Here is an 18,640-nt window from a genome sequence, read left to right as displayed (position 1 = left end):
TGTTCACGTGAGCGTGACTGATGGGAGATAGGAAACCCTACCCGCGCCCTTACAACTGTCGGCTGCTTCCAGCGATTTGCTGAAAGAATCGCCGCGGCCCGTCGCGCTTGTTGCCGGCTGGCTGAAGTTGGCGAAAGAAGTCCTCCTTTTCGGTGACCAAATTTGTGCGGATTAGACTCGCTGTGCGCCCGCCCTTAGGGGGCTGGCCAGCTGGGAAAACTGTGGGAAAGTCTAACGCTTAGGCAAGCTTTCCATGCCCCACAAACGTCAAAAAAGCTACCCTCGCGCGGCAGCGGCTCGCAGGCCCCCATTAACCACGCTCTAAGGGACCGGGCCGCGGAGGCCCGCTGGCCGGCAACCCGAGCCGCCGCGGCTCCGGGTCGCTCCACCGTCCGAACGGGGGCTCGCCGTCCCCAGAAAAAAGTTTCTCCGGTTCTGCCCCACCTGCAAGCATTCCGCCGGACTGGCATAATAACCGCCGCCAGTACCGGTGTGCAAAAGTGCAAATCGGTGTAAAAGCTCAGAGCCGGTACCAAGGCTCAGAGCCGGTACCAAGGCTCAGAGCCGGTACCAAGGCTCAGAGCCGGTGCGAACCTTCCTTCTTTTTTGTTGTCGCCGATACCCATGCCAGTCACCTACAAAGATGCCGGAGTCGATTTGGACGTCTACGCCCAATCGATGGGGCGGTTGCCGGCGCTGATGCACCGCACGTTCAGCCCGCGGGTGATCAGCGGCGATGGCGGTTTTGCGGGCCTGTTCCGCTTGGATTTCGAAGGCAAGCTATTCGCCCGCAATTACCGCCAGCCGGTCTTGGTCAGCGGGACCGACGGCGTGGGCACCAAACTGAAAGTGGCCCAGCTGACCGGCCGGCACGCGACCGTGGGGATCGATCTGGTCGCGATGTGCGTCAACGACCTGCTGTGTACCGGAGCGGAGCCGCTGTTCTTCCTGGATTATGTCGCCATGGGGCGGGACGATCCGGATCGCTTGGAACAGATCGTCAAAGGGATCAGCGATGGCTGTGTCCAGGCCGACAGCGCCCTGCTGGGCGGTGAGACGGCGATCATGCCCGATATGTACGGCACGGACGACTACGACCTGGCGGGTTTCTCCGTCGGCGTGGTCGAACAGTCCCGCTTGATCGACGGCCGCGCGATCGAGCCGGGGGACGTCGTCCTGGGCGTGGCCAGCAGCGGCCTGCATTCCAATGGCTTCAGCCTGGTTCGCAAGATCATCAACGATGCGGGCGTGAAGTGGGACGACACTCCGGAGCCGCTGGGCGGAGTCAGCGTGGCCGATGCCGTACTGGAACCGACGCGGATCTACGTGCCGGCGGTGCGCGCCATCCAAAGCCACTACCGCGTCAAACAGGTGCTGCACGGGATTGCCCACATCACCGGCGGCGGGCTGGCCGAAAATCTCCAGCGGGTGATGCCCTCCGGTGCCGATGCGGTGATCGATGCCAAAGCGTGGGAAGTGCCGGCGATCTTTCAGTGGCTGCAGCAGCTCGGCGGGGTGCAGCCCGAAGAGATGGAACGGGTGTTCAACATGGGCATCGGCCTGGTGTTGGTGGTCAGCGGCTACTATGCCCGCACCGTGAGCGGGCTGCTGGAGACGGCCGGATTTCCCTGTCAGGAGATCGGCAAAATCGTCGACGGCAGCGGCCAAGTCCGCTACGAAGACTGAACCGGCCGTAGCTGAACCGGCCAGAGTTTGGACGGTTTAAGCAAGGGCGGGCGGCGGCTCCTCCAAAGTCTGGCGACTTCGGCTACGGGCCTGCTTTATCCCGCTTCTCCCGTGCTGACCGGGTGGGGCAGGGGCTCGCCTCGCAGACCGGCCAGCACGTTCTGGGCGGCGATCTCGGACATCCGCCGGCGGCTGTCCTGGCTGGCGCTGCCGATGTGCGGGGCGATCACACAGTTGTCGAGCCCCACCAGCGGATGCTCCGGCGGCAGCGGTTCGGGCGTGGTCACGTCCAGGCCGGCTGCGAAGATCTGACGCTTTTCCAGTGCCGCGGCCAACGCGTCTTGGTCGACGACTTCGCCCCGCGCCGTATTGACCAGAACCGCGTGCTGGGGCATCCGGGCCAGGGCTTCGGCGTCGATCAGACCCGCCGTCTGCTCGGTCAGGGGGCAGTGAATGGAAACAAAGTCGCTGCTTGCCAGCAGGGTCGGCAGATCCACGTGCCGGGCGTCGAGGCGGCTGTCCGCATCCGGCTTGGGATCCCGCGCCGTGTACAGCACCCGCATGCCCCAGCCGGCATGCAGCCGCTGGGCCGTGGCCAGTCCGATGCGTCCCATGCCGACGATGCCCAGCGTCTTGCCGACCAGGTCCACGCCCAGCAGCCCCAGCGGTTCCCACGTCTTCCACCGGCCCTGGCGAACTTGATCGATGGCTTCGGGCAAGCGGCGGGCGGCCGCCAACAGCAGGGCGACGGCCAAGTCGGCCGTGGCGTCGGTCAACACGTCGGGCGTATTCCCCACGGCGACGTCGCGCTGGGCGGCCGCTTGCACGTCAATATTGTTAAATCCGACCGCATAGTTACAGACGACCTTCAGCTGTGGGCCGGCACGATCGAGCAGTTCCCCGTCCACACGGTCGCTCAGCAGCGTCACCAAACCTTCGCAGCCCTCGGCACGTCGCAGCAATTCCTCGCGCGACGGCGGCATCGCTCCGTCCCAGACCTCCAGGCGGGTGTGTTCGCCGAGCTGCTGCAGGCCGGCTTCGTGGATCCGGCGGGTTACCAAGACGCGGGGACGATGATCGGGGCTCGCGGCGGTATCGGGGTTCATGGTGGTATCCTGGTGATTGGTAGACGGTGTCAACCGGGCACCGCAGCGCGGTTGCCCGCGGAAAAAGCGCAAAAATGCCGTCGCTCTCCGCACTTGCTCTACGTTTGCCCGATGCGAACCGCCATAATGAGAGACGTGATCCAAAGGAACTTACATGCTCACGGAATCAATCACCATGACCACCACTAAACTTCGTCTGTTCGACTTCCCTACGGCGGCGCGTGCTCGCGTCGGTCGGCTGCTGTGTGCCTTGCTGACGCTGGTCGTTGTGTCGTTGCCCGCGGTCGCATGGGCCGAGGGCGAAGGCCAGGGGGATTTAGACGAAGCGATGGTCAAACGGATCGATGCCGAGACGGCGGCGGATCTCCAGGAGGTGACCACGTTGCTGGAATCGGCCCTGGCCAAGGGGCTGGACGAAGAGAACCAGGCGTTTGCCAAAAAAATGCTCGGTGCGGTCTCGCTGCAAAAAGGCCGAGCCTACGCCGAACGCATCAAACGCGCCGGTGCCCGTGGGTTTCACGAGCTTCGCAGCCAAGCCATCGAAGCCCTCGAGACGGCCGTCAAGCACGATCCCACATTGGCCGAGGCACACCTGTTGATCGCCCGGCTGAATGTCCTACCGGGCGGTGATCAGAAACGCGCCCGCGAAGCGGCCACCGCCGCGGTCCAGCAATTGGGCGACGACGACGTGCAGCGGGCCGAAGCCTTGGTTCTGCGAGCCCTGTTACAAGAAGATGACGAAGCGCGACTAGAGGATTTCGATCGCGCGATCAAAGCCGATCCGCAAAACGTCGCCGCCCACCAAGGTCGTGCCATGCTGCGAATGCAACGCGGCGATACCGAAGCGGCGCTCGAAGACATGCGGAAACTGATGGAGCTGACGCCGGAAAATTCCGCGGTGGTCGCCGAAGCGGCGCGTGCCCTGTTGCGGCTGGAACGCGTGGAAGATGCGGAAGAGTTGCTCGGCGAGGCGCTGGCCGATCAGCCACGTGGCGAACTGTACCGGTTGCGGGCGGTGATCTACGAATCGCAACAGAAACACGAACAAGCGCTGGAGGACTTGGCCAAGGCGCTGACCCTGGACGAGCGGGATTTTGCCGCCCTGTTGATGCGAGCCGAGATCCTGCTGAACCAAGACGACGTTCGCGGGGCCCGCCGCGATGTCAATCGCGCCATGCAGATCGAACCCAACAGCGTGCAGGGGATCGTGATGCGCAGCATGCTGGCCTACGAAGAAGGCCGAATGGCCGACGCCATCAACGACATGCGGCTGTTGGTCGATGCGGTGCCCGACAACGAAGGCTTTGCCCTGCAGCTGGCGAACTTCTACCAACTGGATAACCGCCCGCGGAAAGCCATCAACGTGATCTCCAACCTGCTGGCCCGCGACAGCGATAACTGGCGGGCCCTGCGGCTGCGAGGCGATGCACGACTGAGTACGGCCGAGCACGACAAAGCCATCGAAGACTACAAGAACGCTCTGAAACACATCGTCAAAGACGAGGAAATCAGCGACAAAGACCGGGCGGCCAGTAAGTCCGGCATTCTGAACAACTTGGCCTGGGTGCTGGCTACCTCGACCGAGCCGGAGCTGCGCGACGGCGAACAAGCCGTCGAATATGCTCTGGAAGCCTCCGAGCTGACCGAACACCAGGAAGCCCATATCCTCAGCACCGTGGGCGCAGCCTATGCCGAAACGGGCGACTTCGAAAAAGCGATCGAGTGGGCTACCAAAGCGGTCCGCCGCGGTGAAGAAACCGACAACGACCAACTGGATCAACTGAAACAGGAACTGGAAAGCTATCGCGACGGCAAACCTTGGCGGGAAGAACAAGAGGTGGAAGAAAACACCGTTCCGATCCTCGCGCCCGAAGACATCATCGATACCTGAGCTCGTCGTTGACCTGAACGACTCTCTTTGTTTTGACCGCGATAGGTGGACCTTTGCTCGCTGATCCCGACGCGCCCTGGCGCGACGAATACCCTTTCGTCTCGAACTGGCTGGACCAGGACGGGCATCGTTACCACTACCTGGACGAACATCCCGGCGGCCGTGCCGACGCGGCGGCCGCCAGAACCGTGCTGGCCGTACACGGCAACCCGACGTGGAGCTTCTACTATCGCGAACTGGCCTCTAGGCTGCCTCGCCTGGCCGCCGATGAGGGCCCCTGCCGCGTGGTCGTGCCGGATCACATGGGGTGTGGGCTGAGCGATAAACCGCAGCGGTATCCTTACACGCTGGCCCAGCACCGCGACAACCTGCTGCGTTTGATCCAACACTTGGACCTGCGAAACATCACCTTGGTCGTGCACGACTGGGGTGGGGCGATCGGTCTATCGGCCGCCGTGGCCCAGCCCGAGCGGTTTGCGGCGCTGGTCATTTTGAATACCGGAGCGTTTCCGCCGCCCTATATCCCCAAACGCATCTCGGCTTGCCGGATCCCCGCCCTGGGCACACTGGCCGTTCGCGGCGCGAATGCGTTCTCGCGGGCGGCCGTCACGATGGCCGTGGCCAAGGCGCCGCTGCGGCCCGCCGCCGCCGCCGGGTTGCTCGCCCCCTACCGCACCTGGCACGACCGCGTGGCGATCGATGCGTTTGTCAAAGACATTCCGATGCGCCCCAGCCATCCGACGTATGCCGTTCTGGAGGATCTGGAGCAGCGTCTGCCGCTGCTCGAGCATCTGCCCGTGCGTTTCGTATGGGGCATGAAGGATTGGTGTTTCCGACCGGAATGCCTGCACCGTCTGCAGCCGATCTTTCCACACCAGCAGACGACCCAGCTGGACGACGTGGGGCACTACGTGATGGAAGAGGCTCCCGACGCGGTGATCCAGGCCATTGGATCGCTCGGGACCGCTCCGGCCACCGCCGAGAGGAACACCGCCGAGAGGAACACCGCGGACAACAGCGCAGCGGAAAACGGGGCAAGGGACGTCGGAGCCGGGCGGTGATCGAGCCGATAGGGACGATCGCACGATCCATCACCTCACCCGCCGACCGCATCCGCTGGGCTTGCGTCCTGGAGGCGACCGCGCCGAAGGCCGGCAATGTGTTTCCGGGGGCTGCCTTTTCCGATCTCCGCTACGCCGATTTCGTGCTGGCCGCCGACGCGATCGCGGAACCTTTGGCCGGTGACCAGACCGCCGGCTGCGGAGGCCGCATCTTGGATGCCGTCCGGCGAACCCGCCAGGTATGTCACAGCAACGTCAATCTGGGCATGGTGCTGTTGCTGGGACCGTTGGTCGAAGCCGAGCGCGTGCGGCAAGTGAAGCAAGTGACCCTGCAGCAGGCCGTGCGTCTCGTCTTAGCGGGCCTTACTGCCGACGATTCCCGAGATGTGTATCGAGCGATCCGCATCGCCGGCGCAGGCGGACTGGACGGGCCGCAGGGTCGGGATAGGCCACAGCAGATGGACGTCCATCAACCGGCTCCCCACTCGTTGATCGCAGCGATGCGTTCGGCCGCCCACCGCGACGACATCGCGCGGCAGTACGCCACCGATTTCGAAGATCTGCTGGGCCCGCGAGTGCTGGGCAAAGTCCGTGCGGCGATTTCCGACTCGGGCGACGTCCTGGCGGGCATCCAACGGGCCCAGATCGAGCTGTTAGCCGACCGTGTGGATACGTTGATCGTCCGCAAGGTCGGCATGGACGTTGCGCGGCAAGTGCAACAGCATGCGGCCAGCGTCCGAGCCGCAGCCGATTTCGCATCCGCCTGGCAGGCGTTCGATTCGTCGCTGCGGGCCGACGGGCATCGGCGGAACCCCGGCACGACCGCCGACCTGATCGCCGCCGCCCTGTGGTGTTTACTGGGCGAAGCGGAGGGATCGGCGATCGGTTGATGACCCGGCGCCGGGGCGCCCCGACGTCGCGGCCGGAGCAGCCGAAGCGCCCGAAGCGGCCGGAGCAGCCCGCTGGCTCAACCTTCGAACACGGCATCTTTGATAGCGGCCACGATGCGTGCCGGACGCCCGTGTTGTTGTTCGATGCTGTGCGCGTCGACGCCCAGCACTTCGCCCAGTTTGATCGCCAGAAAGACGTCGCGTATGCCGTGGTACTGGTTGGTTACCTGGCCGCCTTCGTAGATCGTTTCGCGGTCGGCACGAAAGCCCGATTCGTAGGCCTCGGCCAGCTCGTCGATCCAGGCTTCGGGGATGCCTCGCAAGCGGCAGTGTTCGGGCGACCAAATATCATCGCCCGTGCATTCGCTCAGCAGCGCCAGCGCTCGGTCACGTCGCATCGTCGAGCACCGCGTCGAGTTTTGCCGCGACGATGAAATCGTTTTCGCTCAGCCCGCCGATCGCATGCGTGGTCAACACGATTTCGACGTGTCGATACCCGGTCAGGTGCAGATCGGGATGGTGTTGCTCGGCTTCGGCAATCTCCGCCGCCCGGTTCAGCACGTCCATGGCCTGCACAAAGTTCTTGCGTTTGCATTTGCGGCCGATGGCACGCCCATCGCCGGACAGCGACCAGGCCGGAACGGCCGCCAGGTGCTGCTGCACGTCCGCTTCCTGCATCGGATCGACGCCCCCTTCACAGGGCTTACAGCGTTTGCTGGTCAGTGTTTTCGGATCCATGGTTTTCCCTTTTCGCAAGTTCAGCCTTGGGGATGTTCGCATCAACACAAACCATAGTACGAGCGACCACCCGCTGGCTGGGAGGGGGGGCCTTGCGTCGACACGAGTTCCCGGAAAGAGAGAGCTGGGGCCGGGGCGAGCGCTGCGAAGGGGCCTACTTCTTAACCGCGGAGGCCGGCGGGCGCGCAGTGCGGGCCGATGCGTGGGCGGTGTTCGCCTGAGCGGTCGCACTGGCGCGGATCGCGTTGGCTTGTTGAACCAAGGGATGTTCCGGGCCGACCTGATAAGACAGCGTGCCATCGGCCAGCGGAGTCGGCGGCGGTAGCGACGGCCCGGCCGGCGTCGGCGGCGTCGTGCGGCACCCGGCGGTAGCGAAACACATCGCTAGCGACAGACAGGTGCCGAGCAGGAGAGAACCGTGCCGATGCATGAGAATGGCTCCTAACGAGCGCCTTCGCTGAGTTTGGCTTCCGCCTCGGCGGCTCGCAGCGCGGCGGCTTCACGCGAGAGCTTGAATTCCGGACCCGCCGCGGGGTACTGGACGTCGTCGAACAGGTAATACGGACTGGGTAGGGTCTGCCCGTTGATCGACGATTGACACCCGGTCGACGCTACCGTGATCGTGCCCAAAGCGGCGGTCGACAGGCAAATCCGTAGGCAGTTCTTCAGGTTTGGACGCATGATCGTTAATCCACGTGGGAAGCGGTGCAAATGTTATCACCGTTATCGGCGGCAGAATCCGTAAAGCTTTACCGTTTCGCCGGAAAATTCGGGACGTGCGGCGGCGGGCTTGGGGCTGACGTGACGGTTTTCCACCTGACCGGGTAGAATAGAGCATCCTGGCAATCACCCGACGTTTCTTCTCCTTTCCGCGTAGGATCGCTGCCGTGGCTTCAATGAACACGAACCGTCCGCTCGCCTCTCTCCTCCATGACGAGGCCGAGTCGGGCTGGCGGCCGGAAGCGACCTGGCGGCGATGGAAGCATGCTGTTTGTCTTGCGTGCGGGCTCTGGATCGTTGCGTTGGGCGGTATCGGAGCGATCGCACCAAGCGTGGTGTGGGCCCAGCAACCGCTGGTCATGCCCCAGCAGACCTACCCGTCAGAAACGTACTATCAGGCCCTGGCCGTCTACCGGACGGGGGAACTGTCGACGGCGATCAAGGGGTTTGAACAGGCCCTGTCACGCACCCGCCGAGACTCGCGAGGTCGCTGGATCGACGCGATCCCCGTGCATGCGATGTTGGCCGAATGTCATTACGAAGCGGGCAATCTGCGGCTGGCCCATGAGCATCTCGACCAGGCCCTGATCATCCAAGAGCGTTTTTCGGGCTGGATCGGCAGCCTGCAGTGGCCGCCGCCGCAAGCGGCCACTGTCCAGACTACTATTAACCGGGCGCCCTGGTGGCGAGGCCCGGGCATGCGCCCGGCCTATTCGCCCCGGAAGATCCCCATCAATATGACCAGCACCACCGTAGGGCCGGGCCCCGATGGTCAGGTGGGTGTGGGCGCCGTCAATACGGCGAAGAGCATCGACGCCTTGGAGATCCTCCGCGGCTTGGGGCTGGTCTATTATCGGCGGCAAATCATTCTGGGCCCCTTGGCGGCGAATGAACCGCTGCTCAGCCGATCGATGCGGACTCTGGGCAACGTGCCTCCCCAGGCCGGTCCCTTGGGTCGATCGGTCGTCTCCAGCGTGCGAGCGTTGGCGGAGCTGGCCAACGGGGGTGGGCCGCAGGTCGCGGCAAGCGCCAGCGGTAGCGCAACGATCAATGGCAACGAAATCCATCCGTTGACCCCCGTGCTGTTGTGCGGCGCGGCCCGCGGGTTGGCCGCTTCGGATCGTCCCGAAGCCGCTTATCCGCTGGCCATGCGAGCCGCCGCCGCGGCCGCCCTGCTGGAACAACCCGAGTGGGCGGCCGAAGGGTTTGAGATTGCCGTCGGCGTCAAACCCGCCGCGCAAGCCGCCGAGCTTTACACGGCCACGACCGCGGCGACACAGACCTTCGGCCGCGACGGCCGGATCGCTGCGGCCCGTGTTGGAATCGTCGCGATCGAAGCGGCCATGGACGCCGGCCGTCCGAGCGAAGCGGTCCAGGCATTCCAAGCCGCCAGTGCCATGCTGGACCGCCGCAATGTCGAACTGCCACGCCGCTCGGCCTATTTCCAATATCTACACGCGAGAATCAACGCGGCTGCGGGCGACCTGCAGGGCAGCGACGCTGCGATCGGACAACTGGTCGCCTTCACTTCCCGCCGAGGGGGCCTGGAATCCACCCCGCGGTTGTACCAGCTGCGATTGATCGAATCGGCGGCGCGGGCCGCAAAACTGGGGGGCAAGACGTCCGAGACGTTGCTCGGTGAATACCTCCGCGGTCCCACCACGGCAACTTGGTTGAACGATCCGGTCGACGCGCTGGGATTCTTGGCTGCCGACCACAGCAACACCATGGCAGCCTGGGTTCGCGCGGCGGCGACGCGACGCTCGGGCGAAGATGTGCTCGTGCGCGGCGACCTGCTGGCCGCCCGCATGTTCACCTCGCACCTTCCTTTGGCCGGCCGCGTGCTGCAGGCCCGGTGGTTGGCCGCGGCACCGGACGACGCGCTGACCGCCGACGCCCTGACCTTTCGCAAGACCGCTCCGCCGGCGCTTGCGCGACTGCGGCAATTGACCTCCGGCCCGATTCCAGAAGATTCCGCCGCCGCCCGTCAACAAGGCGACGCCGCCGAAGCCGCGGCGTACACCGTGGCGCTTCAGCGGTTAGATCTGCCGATGGCCTTTCCGCGACCGTTCACGTCCAAAAGCGATCTCGAGCCGCTGAACGACAAACAAGCCGTGCTGGCTTACATCTTGGCGGGCAATAACCTGTTGGGCGTGCTGGCCGCGGGCGATAAGGTCACGGTCTGGCCGGTCAACGGTTACCGCGCCCTGCCCATGCAAATCGCGCGACTGATGCAGGAAATCGGCGTGGTCCGCCGCCGTGGCGGTGCCGCCCAATTGCCCGAGAACGACGAGACCTGGCGGAACATGGCGGTGGAGATCCGCAAACGCTTGGTGCCCGACGTCGAGGCGCTTGCAGAGGTGGAACAGTTGGTCGTCGTCCCGACCGCGGCTCTGTGGTATGTACCGTTTGAGCTTCTGCCTACGGCGGACCCCTCGTCGAACCTGTTGGGACAGGAGACACAGATCCGCTACGCCCCAACGCCGGGCTTGGCCGTGCACGGCGTTCCGGCCGCCGATGGCGAGCCGACGGTGGGTGTCTTGAACGACCTGTTCTTTGCGCTGCGTGATGGCGAGCGCAACGAGGTGTTGGCCGGTGAGATCCGCGACGCGATTGAGAATCCGGTTCCGTTGCCGGGAGCCGAACCGCTGCCGGGACGATGGATCGGCACACGCGCGGCCCACGTCATCGTCGGGATGCCGATCACGCCCAGTCCACCGACGGCACCGTTTGCTTGGAGCCCGCTGGGCTACGACAGCGGCATGCCGGGGGGACAGTTAAACGATTGGATGCGGTTGCCCTGGGCCTCTCCGCAGTCGATCGCCCTACCGGGGCTGCGAACGGGCGCCCGTCAGGTGCAGAGCAGCGACGGCAACGAGCTGTTCTTTGCCGCGTTGGCCCTGCACGGTTCGGGCGTCAGCGATGTGATCCTGGCGCGGTGGCCGGTGGGAGGCGAATCGACGGCGTTGCTGCTGAAGGAATACGCCCAGGAGCTGGCCTTTATCGGCGTGGAGGACGCTTGGCGACGAGCGATCGCGGTGCTGCGAGAGACCGAACTCGATCCCACGACCGAACCGGTCCTGAACGACGCAGACGCCGAACGAACGTCCCTGACCGGCGAACCGCCCCTGTTCTGGTCCGGCTACATGCTGCTGGGCGGTTTCTCCCAACCGTAGCTGAACTCGCCAGAGATTGGACGCCTCGTAGCTGAACTCGCCAGCGTTTGGACAGCAGATTCTTTCAAAGGCAAGTTGTCGGTGGGACGCGGACACGTGGGCCCAGAGCAGCGGATGCCGAGCAGGATCTTTCACCACTAATTTTCACTAATCGCACACTAACAGCCGTTCGGCTGATGAGATCGGTGAAGATTAGTGGTCTTTCTAAGCACGTCGGCATGAATCTTTCGGTGAAACCCCGCGACAACACCCTCCCGCGCAGCGGGAGGGTCGGGCTCTTAGGCCCGGGGAGGGCCCTACGAGAACCCTCTCCGGGCCTAAGAGCCCGACTCTCCCAGGGGGAGAGTAAAGCCGAATGAAATGTTGCGACGTGCTTACCATCACTCGCCTCGCTTCCAGGTTGCCGAGAACCCTATGCAAAGTCTGGCGACTTCAGCGACGGCAGCGGGGCCAAAGCCTGGCGACTTCAGCTACGGTCGACTCGGCGCAAAAAACAGCCCCGCGGGAAAAGAGGGCCTTTCTCCGCGGGGCTGCGTCGCTTACTTGGCTGAGGACAGCCCAGTGATTAGTTCACCGCTTCGAGGTCGAAGTCCAAGGTCATCGCATCGTCACCGACTTCAGCCGTCAGCTTCGTCTGCTTGTTGTAATCCTCCGGAATGAATTGCTCAGTCAACTGAACTTTCACGCCCGGATTGGACATGTCAAACTTGCCGGGAACATCGCGTGAGGAAGTGATCTCAACAGTCTTGCTGCCGGGAATAACGTCCACCGTATAAGTGCCGTCCGCGCCGATTTTGCCCGCTGCACTGGGCGTCGAACTATCGGTGTCGCGGAAGGTCACGTAGCCGTTGTCCAGCGGGGTTCCGTCGTAGGAAACGGAACCGGAAACCGGCGTGGTTACCGGTCCGCTCGGACCGCATCCGATCGCGGGGACCAGCAGGACGGACAGCGTCAGCACGCTGAAGAGCTTGCTGGCTTGGGTCATCACACTCTTACTCATTAACGACTTCACCTTGATTGATCGTGGACATCGCCCGATAGGCGACCAGGTTGATGGTGTCGGTGATAAAGCGGACCGAACCGTCGGCCAAAAACGCTTCAACGCCGCCCGGGTGGTGGCTTCGCGCGAAGACCTGCGTCTCGTCGGCGCCGGTCAAGGATTCGCACGGCAGATTGCGGTAGCTGGTCGACTTACACTGATAGACACGATCCGGAACCGTGGTGTTGGGGCCTTCCAAAGCGGTAAAGCCGTAACCGCCCCAGCGAGCACCGCCCCAGTACGCACCAGCCCCGCCCCATCCGCCGGTTTCATTGCCGCCGCGGATCGATTCCGCACCCATCAGCGTGTTGGAGGTGCCGTCGACGATGCTGGCGAATTTGTTGGCGGATTGATAATAGAACAACCCTCGCAGTTGCTGATGGTGGAACATGATCCCATCGCCGGTGGCGAGGATGTAGTTACCCTGAAAACCGTCTCCGCCAGACCGACGGCCACCGCTGCCGCCCAACGGCGTGGTGCCGTCCGAGGGACAAACCATGCCGGGGATTTCAAAGTCTTTGATCGTGGCGTCGGTGTCCATGATCCACACAGGGTTTTGCGTTTCGTAACGCTCCTGCATATTGCCCTGTTCGATAAAGGGCAGAATCCGCTGCACCCAGCAATCTCGCTTGCGGGTCGCAAACCCACCTTCGGAATAGCCGTAGGGGAAAACCTGGAACGTATCGTGGTAGTTATGCATGGCCAAACCCAACTGTTTCATGTTGTTGGAGCAGGACATGCGGCGAGCCGCTTCACGAGCCGCCTGGACGGCTGGCAGAAGCAAACCGACCAGCACGCCGATAATGGCGATCACGACCAGCAGTTCGACCAGGGTAAAGCCGTCGCGAGAGGGGGGCGAAGCCGCCCGGTAATTTCGAGTTCGTACAAGCATCCAAAGATCCTTAGAATAGAAAATAGGGAATAGAAAACAAGCAGTTTAATAGTATCATTTTGTTGAGTTCTGGACAATGGTCCAGACGTTCAAATTCGGGAAGATTGCCGTTGGCTCCTGACTCTAGGGGTGGGGCGAGCGGGTGAACAAAGGATTCCCATTAAACCCGGTGCGTGGCGTTTTGGTTCGCTAAAAACACAGTCCATTGGAAAAAAGTAAAACCAGCCGGCGGAAGCGCCGCGGGCAACGTGACTCGAGTCGTGCCACAGCCCGCAAGCGGCCAACGGCAACCCTGCGCCGAGGTCTGTATTGGGCCGCGGCTGCCGTGGGGGGATTGGCTCTGGTGCTCTGGAGCACCGGCGTGATGGCTTGGTCTGCGCTGTCGGAGGCCGAGCACCAGTTGTTGCTCCGCAATCACGATCAAATGCTCCGGCGTCTGGAAACCGCGTCGCGACTGAACGGAGACCCTGCGGAGATCGCCTGGTTTCGTGCCAGGTTGGCGCGCCGCTATGGCGATGGCCACGCGATGCAGCGGCATCTGCGCGAAGCCCTGGCGGCGGGCCTGGAGCGGGAGCGAGCGGAGCGGGAGGCTTTGCTGGCCGAAGCCCAAAATGGTCAGTTGGAAGCAGTCGACCGCGAGCTTGCTCGGTGGATGAAGAACCCGGGGAGCCACGCCGCGGACATCGCCGATGTGTACGTGCTGGGATTGCGAGCCCAGGGGCGGTTGGCCGAGGCGAAGTTGATCGTCCAGACTTGGGTGGCGGACTGTCCCTGGGACCCCAAAGCCTACCTGGCTAAGGGGCAGATCGCCGAAGCCGAATTTCGCAAGGAAGATACCCAAAAAGCGTATCGGCAAGCGGTGGAAACCAACCCCTCGTATCCGCCGGGGTTGTTCGCCCTGGGACAGTGGTTGGTTCTGCAGCAGCGTCCTGACGAAGCCCTGCCGTTACTGGATCGTTGTGTCGCCTCCGATGCCCTGGCCGCGCCGGCCGTCAATCCGTTCCGCGCGCGCTGTCATCGCTTGTTAGGGGCCCCGGAGCAGGCCGAGGCGGTGCTGCAGTCCGCCCTGGCCGCTGCTCCACGCGACCTGGAAAAAGCCTATCTGCGATTATGCCTGAAACCCCAATCCGGGCTCGCCGAATACGAACGTGGCATGCTGGATTTCGACGCCGGTCACTTCGCCGAGGCCGCCGAACGGTTCCGACAATCGCTGCAACTGGCTCCGCAGTTGGAGGATGCGGAGTATCAGCTGGGGCTGACGCTGAAACGGCTGGGACAGGCGGACGAAGGCGACGAGATCTTGACCCGGGTGACCGAGCGGCGGGCCCGATTCGCCGAACTGGGGGCGTACGCGTATCGGATCGCTGACGAACCGGACAACGTCGACGCCCGGTTTCGCATGGGCGTGCTGATGCTGGAAAACGGCCGCCACGCCGGAGGCTTGTTTCATTTGAAATGCGTGTTGGCGCTCGAACCGGGACACGTCGCAGCCCACCAAACACTGGCCCAGTTCTACGAGCAACATCAGAACGCGGAGCCGAATTACGCGGCCCGGGCACGCACTCACCGTGAGATCTTGGAAACGTTGCAGACGAGCCAACCATGAAACAAGCTGCCCCCAACGCCCCCACAGCAAAGCGTTTCCCGCCACGACCACGGCAAACGGATGGACCGCAGCGAAGGGATGGACCACGGCGAAGGGATAGGCTGCAGCGAAGGCAAGGGCCGCAACAAAGATCGCCGGCATCTTCGGCGATTCTTGCAGCAGTCCTGTTGGTCGGCCTGGGCGGCTGCGGTCGCTCCTCGACCGAGCTGGCCGAGCGCGAGAGCATCGAGCGACCCTCTCCGCCGGCCGAGGCCAGTTGGTTTACCGACGCAACGGCCGACAGTGCGATCGATTTCACCTATCGCAACGGTTGGGAGTCCGCGGAGTACAGCATCGCCGAGGTGTTGGGCGGCGGCGTGGGGGTGCTGGACTTTGACCACGACGGTCACTGCGATTTCTTTCTGGTCGGCGGCGGAACCATCGTCACCGATCAACCGTTACGCGGCCACCCGAACGGGCTGTTTCGTGCTCGCGGCGGCGTGTTTCAGAACGTCGCGGCCGTTGCCGGCGCGGCCGAGGCCCCGCACTACGGCCACGGTGTGGCGGTGGCCGACTACGACAGCGACGGCTTTTCCGACCTGCTGTTGACCGGCTACGGCGGTCTCGTACTGCTGCGCAATCAGGGGGACGGCACTTTTGTATCGGTCACCGCGACCGCTGGCTTGCACGACCGAGCTTGGAGCACCGCGGCGGGCTGGGGCGATGTGGACGGTGATGGCCATCTGGACCTATATGTGACGCACTACGTCGATTGGTCCTGGGACAACAACCCGGATTGTTTTGCCGGCGGTGATCAACGCGAGGTGTGTACGCCGCTGGTCTTTGAGGGCCTGGACGATGTCCTGTACCGCTCCACCGGTGACGGCCGTTTTGAAGACATCAGCGACCGCGCTGGCCTGATTCCCAAGGGCAAAGGACTGGGCGTGACGCTGTTGGACTTCAACGGCGACGATCACCTGGACATCTATGTGGCCAACGACACCGATGCGAACTATCTGTACCACAATCGCGGTGACGGGACCTTTACAGAAAACGCCGTCACCGGCGGGGCGGCCTTCGGAGCTCGGGGGATGGCCGATGGCAGTATGGGACTATCGGTGTTGGACTATAACGGCGACGGCCGGCCGGATCTGTGGGTCTCGAATTACGAAAACAATACCTTTGCCCTGTACCGCAACGATGGCGGTGGCAACTACACCCACGCCAGCGGCGTGTGCGGTTTGTCCGCCATCGGCACGACCTACGTGGGCTGGGGAACGGTGACCGACGATTTGGACAACGACGGCGATCTCGACATCGTCGTGACCAATGGGCACGTGCTGCGAATGCCGGCCGCGGGAACCAGCCGACAACGCCCCCTGGTCTTGATCGGGAAACAGCAGCGTTTCGAATTGTTGTCGATCGATCCCTCTGACTACCTGGGCCAGGCTCACGACGGTCGTGGGTTGGCGAAGTGCGATTTCGACAACGACGGTGACTGGGATCTGGCGTTCACTCATCTGAACGCCCCGTTTCGGTTGCTGCGAAATGACCTCGCGCCCCGCACGCCCTGGGTCGGAGTTCGCTTAATTGGACGGAACAGCAATCGCGACGCCATCGGCACGAGCGTGACGTTGGAGCAGCATCCCGGCGGCCAGCGTTCGACACGCTTTCGATTTGGCGGCGGCAGTTACCTCTCGTCCAGCGATCCGCGGATGCGGTGGAGCTTGCGGCCGGAAACCACCGCGGTGCAACTCCAGATCCGCTGGCCCGACGGCCGGCGCGAAACCAGGACGCTCAGCGATTTCGGCCGCTACCACACCTTGATCCAGGGACTGTCGAAGTAGTCGAAAACACATTGCTCAATAACATCGACAGCCCGTCCAGCCGCCGGCACGCGCTCCCTCGCGCGAGCACTGCACCACGCAGGCTATGGAACAACCGCTGCTCGGGCGTTAGATTCGCGACTTTGAAATAATCTGCATCCGCGGCGGGAGGCTTACTCGGATGGCTCGCAACGAACAGCTGATTCGGCAACACAAGATCCTGCAACTGCTGGAAATGGCGCGCTTTGGCCGGACGCTGGACGAAGTCCGCGATGACTTGATCGCCGACCTGGGGCTCAGTTCGCTGCATGAACGCACCGTCCGCCGCGACCTGGAAGCCCTGATGGCCGCCGGCTTTGACCTGCAAACCGAACAGGTCCAGCGCGGCAAAGTCTACAAGCTGGGACGCACCGAACGCGGCGTTCATAAGATCACCGCCACGGCCACCGAATTGATCGCTCTGTCGATCGGTCGAGACCTGTTGTATCCGTTGGTCGGTACGCAGTACTGGCAAGGCATCGAATCGTTCTGGAACAAGATCCAGGAAGAGATGCCCGAGGGCGTGTGGGAACACTACGAGCGGTTTCGCAAAAGCGTCCACGTGATGGTCGGTTCGACCAAGTCCTACCAGAAACAGGAAGGCATCCTGCGGACGATCAACCGCGCGGTGGCCGAACACCGAGTCGTCCAGATCGATTACGAACCGGTTGGCCGGCCCGCCTCGACGCGGCGGATCGAACCCTACGGACTGGCGGTTTATCAGTCCAGCCTGTATGTCGTCGCGGCCGCGGCCGAAGTGACCGATCCCCAGCAGCGGATGCGGCACTGGAAACTGGATCGGTTTCACAAAGCGACCGCCCTGGACGAATGGTTCAAGCCGGATCCGGAGGTGGACGTTTCCAAGCACCTGAAAAACAGCATTGGAATCTTTTCGGGCGATTCGCCGATTCAGGTGCGGATCCGCCTGGGACCGCGAGCGGCCGCCTGGGTTCGAGAAGACCCCTGGCACCCCGAACAACAGATGGCCGAACAGGACGAGGGCGACTTCGTCTTGACGGTGCCGGCCTCGCACCCACGCGAGGTGCTGCCCAAGGTCCTGGCCTTGGGCGCCGATGCCGAAGTGCTCGAGCCGCCAGAGGTCCGCCAAGCCGTCGTCGACGCGGTCAGCCGACTGGCAGAAACCTACAAAACGTAGCTGAACTCGCCCGTTGGAGTCTAGCCTTTAGGCGATTCCGTTTGGGCTCCTCGCGCGGCTAAAGCCTGGACTCCAGCGCCAGTAGCTGAAATCGCTAGTTGGAGTCTAGCCTTTAGGCGATTCAGGCAGCGCTCCGGGCGGCTGAAGCCTGGACTCCGGCGCCGCCCAAAGTCTGGCGACTTCGGCTACAGCCGCTGCATCCACGTCTCGCTATCGACGACGTCGCTGATGAACATCTGCTGGGCGACCAGGATCGACTCGTGCAGCTGTTCGGCGGTCACCGACCCGGCTTTGTTGGAAACGTCCAACGTACCGGTCGCGTCGCTGAGAAACTCGACTTGGTAGCCTCGGTGAAAGGCTTGCCGAGCCGTCGTGTCGCAGCATACCTGGGTCATGTAACCGGTGATGCACACCGTCTGGACGTCTTCCGCTTTTAAAAACGCGTCGAGGGAGGTGTTGGTGAACGAGCCCGGCATTTGCTTGTCGATCAGCACGTCATGGGGAAGCGAGGCCACTTCGTCGTGCAGCTGCCACATGTCGCTGCCGTACCGGAACACTGGCGAATCGGGATCGGGCTGGTGGTGCCGGATGATCGCCGTGGGCATGTTCGCCTTGCGTGCGGCAGCCATCACCTTCAGGATCGACTCCAAATGATTCACCGGATGGCGAACCGGAAAGGCGCCGTCGAAGTATTCACGCTGGACATCGATCACCAGTAATGCTCGGTTCATAGGTTAACTCTGTCGGAGGCTGGGAGATGGACGAGTGGCCTCGCCTACCATGGTGACCGTATTGATAATACGCATTTGACCGCTTCAGCCGCACCTTAAAAGGC

Annotated in this window: 16 protein-coding genes; 8 read left to right on the top strand and 8 right to left on the bottom strand. The window is 63.3% G+C overall.

All coding sequences use genetic code 11. From position 1 onward, the window contains the following. The first annotated feature begins 624 nt into the window (after nucleotides 1-624). Nucleotides 625-1,686 (top strand): phosphoribosylformylglycinamidine cyclo-ligase, encoded by a 1,062-nt coding sequence (gene purM, locus GE027_RS18195; protein ID WP_153558648.1) that lies wholly within the window; start codon nucleotides 625-627, stop codon nucleotides 1,684-1,686. Nucleotides 1,687-1,781: 95 nt separating this feature from the next. On the opposite strand, the gene GE027_RS18190 is transcribed toward purM, so the two are convergent. Next, the gene (locus GE027_RS18190; RefSeq protein ID WP_153558647.1) at nucleotides 1,782-2,792 is read right to left on the bottom strand and encodes a 2-hydroxyacid dehydrogenase; all 1,011 of its coding nucleotides are present in this window, start codon (nucleotides 2,790-2,792) and stop codon (nucleotides 1,782-1,784) included. A gap of 175 nt (nucleotides 2,793-2,967) precedes the next feature. Here GE027_RS18190 and GE027_RS18185 point away from each other — a divergent pair, with 175 nt between their 5' ends. Genes GE027_RS18185 through GE027_RS18175 form a run of 3 tightly spaced genes read left to right on the top strand, consistent with a single transcriptional unit; the run spans nucleotide 2,968 to nucleotide 6,634 of the window. After that, nucleotides 2,968-4,683 (top strand): tetratricopeptide repeat protein, encoded by a 1,716-nt coding sequence (locus GE027_RS18185; protein WP_162006802.1) that lies wholly within the window; start codon nucleotides 2,968-2,970, stop codon nucleotides 4,681-4,683. Between the two features lie 53 nt (nucleotides 4,684-4,736). Further along, nucleotides 4,737-5,744 (top strand): alpha/beta fold hydrolase, encoded by a 1,008-nt coding sequence (locus GE027_RS18180; RefSeq protein ID WP_153558645.1) that lies wholly within the window; start codon nucleotides 4,737-4,739, stop codon nucleotides 5,742-5,744. Next, entirely contained in the window at nucleotides 5,741-6,634 is an 894-nt protein-coding gene (locus GE027_RS18175) for a triphosphoribosyl-dephospho-CoA synthase (protein ID WP_162006801.1), read from the top strand. Before GE027_RS18180 ends, GE027_RS18175 begins: the two co-directional genes overlap by 4 nt. A 77-nt stretch (nucleotides 6,635-6,711) precedes the next feature. On the opposite strand, the gene GE027_RS18170 is transcribed toward GE027_RS18175, so the two are convergent. From GE027_RS18170 to GE027_RS18155, 4 genes are all read right to left on the bottom strand, one after another. Further along, on the bottom strand, nucleotides 6,712-7,032 hold the full coding sequence (locus GE027_RS18170; RefSeq protein ID WP_153558643.1) for a hypothetical protein: 321 nt from the start codon (nucleotides 7,030-7,032) through the stop codon (nucleotides 6,712-6,714). After that, nucleotides 7,022-7,372, bottom strand: a complete 351-nt coding sequence (locus GE027_RS18165) for a 4a-hydroxytetrahydrobiopterin dehydratase (protein ID WP_153558642.1) — start codon at nucleotides 7,370-7,372, stop codon at nucleotides 7,022-7,024. The genes GE027_RS18170 and GE027_RS18165 overlap by 11 nt, the downstream gene beginning before the upstream one ends. A gap of 154 nt (nucleotides 7,373-7,526) precedes the next feature. Next, nucleotides 7,527-7,754 carry a hypothetical protein gene (locus tag GE027_RS18160; RefSeq protein ID WP_153558641.1) on the bottom strand — a complete coding sequence of 76 codons (228 nt, stop codon included), beginning with the start codon at nucleotides 7,752-7,754 and terminating at the stop codon, nucleotides 7,527-7,529. A 59-nt stretch (nucleotides 7,755-7,813) separates the two neighbouring features. Then, nucleotides 7,814-8,053, bottom strand: coding sequence for a hypothetical protein (locus GE027_RS18155; RefSeq protein ID WP_153558640.1), 240 nt, complete (start codon nucleotides 8,051-8,053; stop codon nucleotides 7,814-7,816). A gap of 341 nt (nucleotides 8,054-8,394) precedes the next feature. Here GE027_RS18155 and GE027_RS18150 point away from each other — a divergent pair, with 341 nt between their 5' ends. Then, complete coding sequence (locus tag GE027_RS18150) at nucleotides 8,395-11,268, top strand: CHAT domain-containing protein (RefSeq protein WP_162006800.1); 2,874 nt, start codon at nucleotides 8,395-8,397, stop codon at nucleotides 11,266-11,268. A gap of 565 nt (nucleotides 11,269-11,833) precedes the next feature. On the opposite strand, the gene GE027_RS18145 is transcribed toward GE027_RS18150, so the two are convergent. Then, complete coding sequence (locus tag GE027_RS18145; protein ID WP_153558638.1) at nucleotides 11,834-12,253, bottom strand: hypothetical protein; 420 nt, start codon at nucleotides 12,251-12,253, stop codon at nucleotides 11,834-11,836. A gap of 7 nt (nucleotides 12,254-12,260) precedes the next feature. Further along, a complete protein-coding gene (locus GE027_RS18140; protein ID WP_153558637.1) occupies nucleotides 12,261-13,199 on the bottom strand; it encodes a DUF1559 family PulG-like putative transporter in 939 nt (312 codons plus the stop codon). A 364-nt stretch (nucleotides 13,200-13,563) separates the two neighbouring features. Here GE027_RS18140 and GE027_RS18135 point away from each other — a divergent pair, with 364 nt between their 5' ends. From GE027_RS18135 to GE027_RS18125, 3 genes are all read left to right on the top strand, one after another. Then, on the top strand, nucleotides 13,564-14,805 hold the full coding sequence (locus GE027_RS18135) for a tetratricopeptide repeat protein (protein ID WP_153558636.1): 1,242 nt from the start codon (nucleotides 13,564-13,566) through the stop codon (nucleotides 14,803-14,805). Between the two features lie 167 nt (nucleotides 14,806-14,972). Further along, on the top strand, nucleotides 14,973-16,631 hold the full coding sequence (locus GE027_RS18130; RefSeq protein WP_162006799.1) for a CRTAC1 family protein: 1,659 nt from the start codon (nucleotides 14,973-14,975) through the stop codon (nucleotides 16,629-16,631). 160 nt (nucleotides 16,632-16,791) lie between these two features. Then, a complete protein-coding gene (locus GE027_RS18125; RefSeq protein ID WP_153558634.1) occupies nucleotides 16,792-17,805 on the top strand; it encodes a helix-turn-helix transcriptional regulator in 1,014 nt (337 codons plus the stop codon). Between the two features lie 185 nt (nucleotides 17,806-17,990). Here the strand turns inward: GE027_RS18125 and GE027_RS18120 are convergent, their stop codons facing one another. Then, on the bottom strand, nucleotides 17,991-18,536 hold the full coding sequence (locus GE027_RS18120) for a cysteine hydrolase family protein (RefSeq protein WP_153558633.1): 546 nt from the start codon (nucleotides 18,534-18,536) through the stop codon (nucleotides 17,991-17,993). Nucleotides 18,537-18,640: the final 104 nt, after the last annotated feature.

Source organism: Roseimaritima sediminicola, assembly GCF_009618275.1.
Classification (GTDB): domain Bacteria; phylum Planctomycetota; class Planctomycetia; order Pirellulales; family Pirellulaceae; genus Roseimaritima; species Roseimaritima sediminicola.
Note: the sequence above shows the minus strand (reverse complement) of the source record. Positions and strands in the feature narration are given on the sequence as shown.

Excerpts from the sequence above, each read along its gene's own strand:
- purM (WP_153558648.1), top strand. The coding sequence starts at position 625 with ATGCCAGTCACCTACAAAGATGCCGGAGTCGATTTGGACGTCTACGCC.
- GE027_RS18190 (WP_153558647.1), bottom strand. The coding sequence starts at position 2,792 with ATGAACCCCGATACCGCCGCGAGCCCCGATCATCGTCCCCGCGTCTTG.
- GE027_RS18185 (WP_162006802.1), top strand. The coding sequence starts at position 2,968 with ATGACCACCACTAAACTTCGTCTGTTCGACTTCCCTACGGCGGCGCGT.
- GE027_RS18170 (WP_153558643.1), bottom strand. The coding sequence starts at position 7,032 with ATGCGACGTGACCGAGCGCTGGCGCTGCTGAGCGAATGCACGGGCGAT.
- GE027_RS18165 (WP_153558642.1), bottom strand. The coding sequence starts at position 7,372 with ATGGATCCGAAAACACTGACCAGCAAACGCTGTAAGCCCTGTGAAGGG.
- GE027_RS18160 (WP_153558641.1), bottom strand. The coding sequence starts at position 7,754 with ATGTGTTTCGCTACCGCCGGGTGCCGCACGACGCCGCCGACGCCGGCC.
- GE027_RS18155 (WP_153558640.1), bottom strand. The coding sequence starts at position 8,053 with ATGCGTCCAAACCTGAAGAACTGCCTACGGATTTGCCTGTCGACCGCC.
- GE027_RS18145 (WP_153558638.1), bottom strand. The coding sequence starts at position 12,253 with ATGACCCAAGCCAGCAAGCTCTTCAGCGTGCTGACGCTGTCCGTCCTG.
- GE027_RS18140 (WP_153558637.1), bottom strand. The coding sequence starts at position 13,199 with ATGCTTGTACGAACTCGAAATTACCGGGCGGCTTCGCCCCCCTCTCGC.
- GE027_RS18135 (WP_153558636.1), top strand. The coding sequence starts at position 13,564 with ATGGCTTGGTCTGCGCTGTCGGAGGCCGAGCACCAGTTGTTGCTCCGC.
- GE027_RS18125 (WP_153558634.1), top strand. The coding sequence starts at position 16,792 with ATGGCTCGCAACGAACAGCTGATTCGGCAACACAAGATCCTGCAACTG.
- GE027_RS18120 (WP_153558633.1), bottom strand. The coding sequence starts at position 18,536 with ATGAACCGAGCATTACTGGTGATCGATGTCCAGCGTGAATACTTCGAC.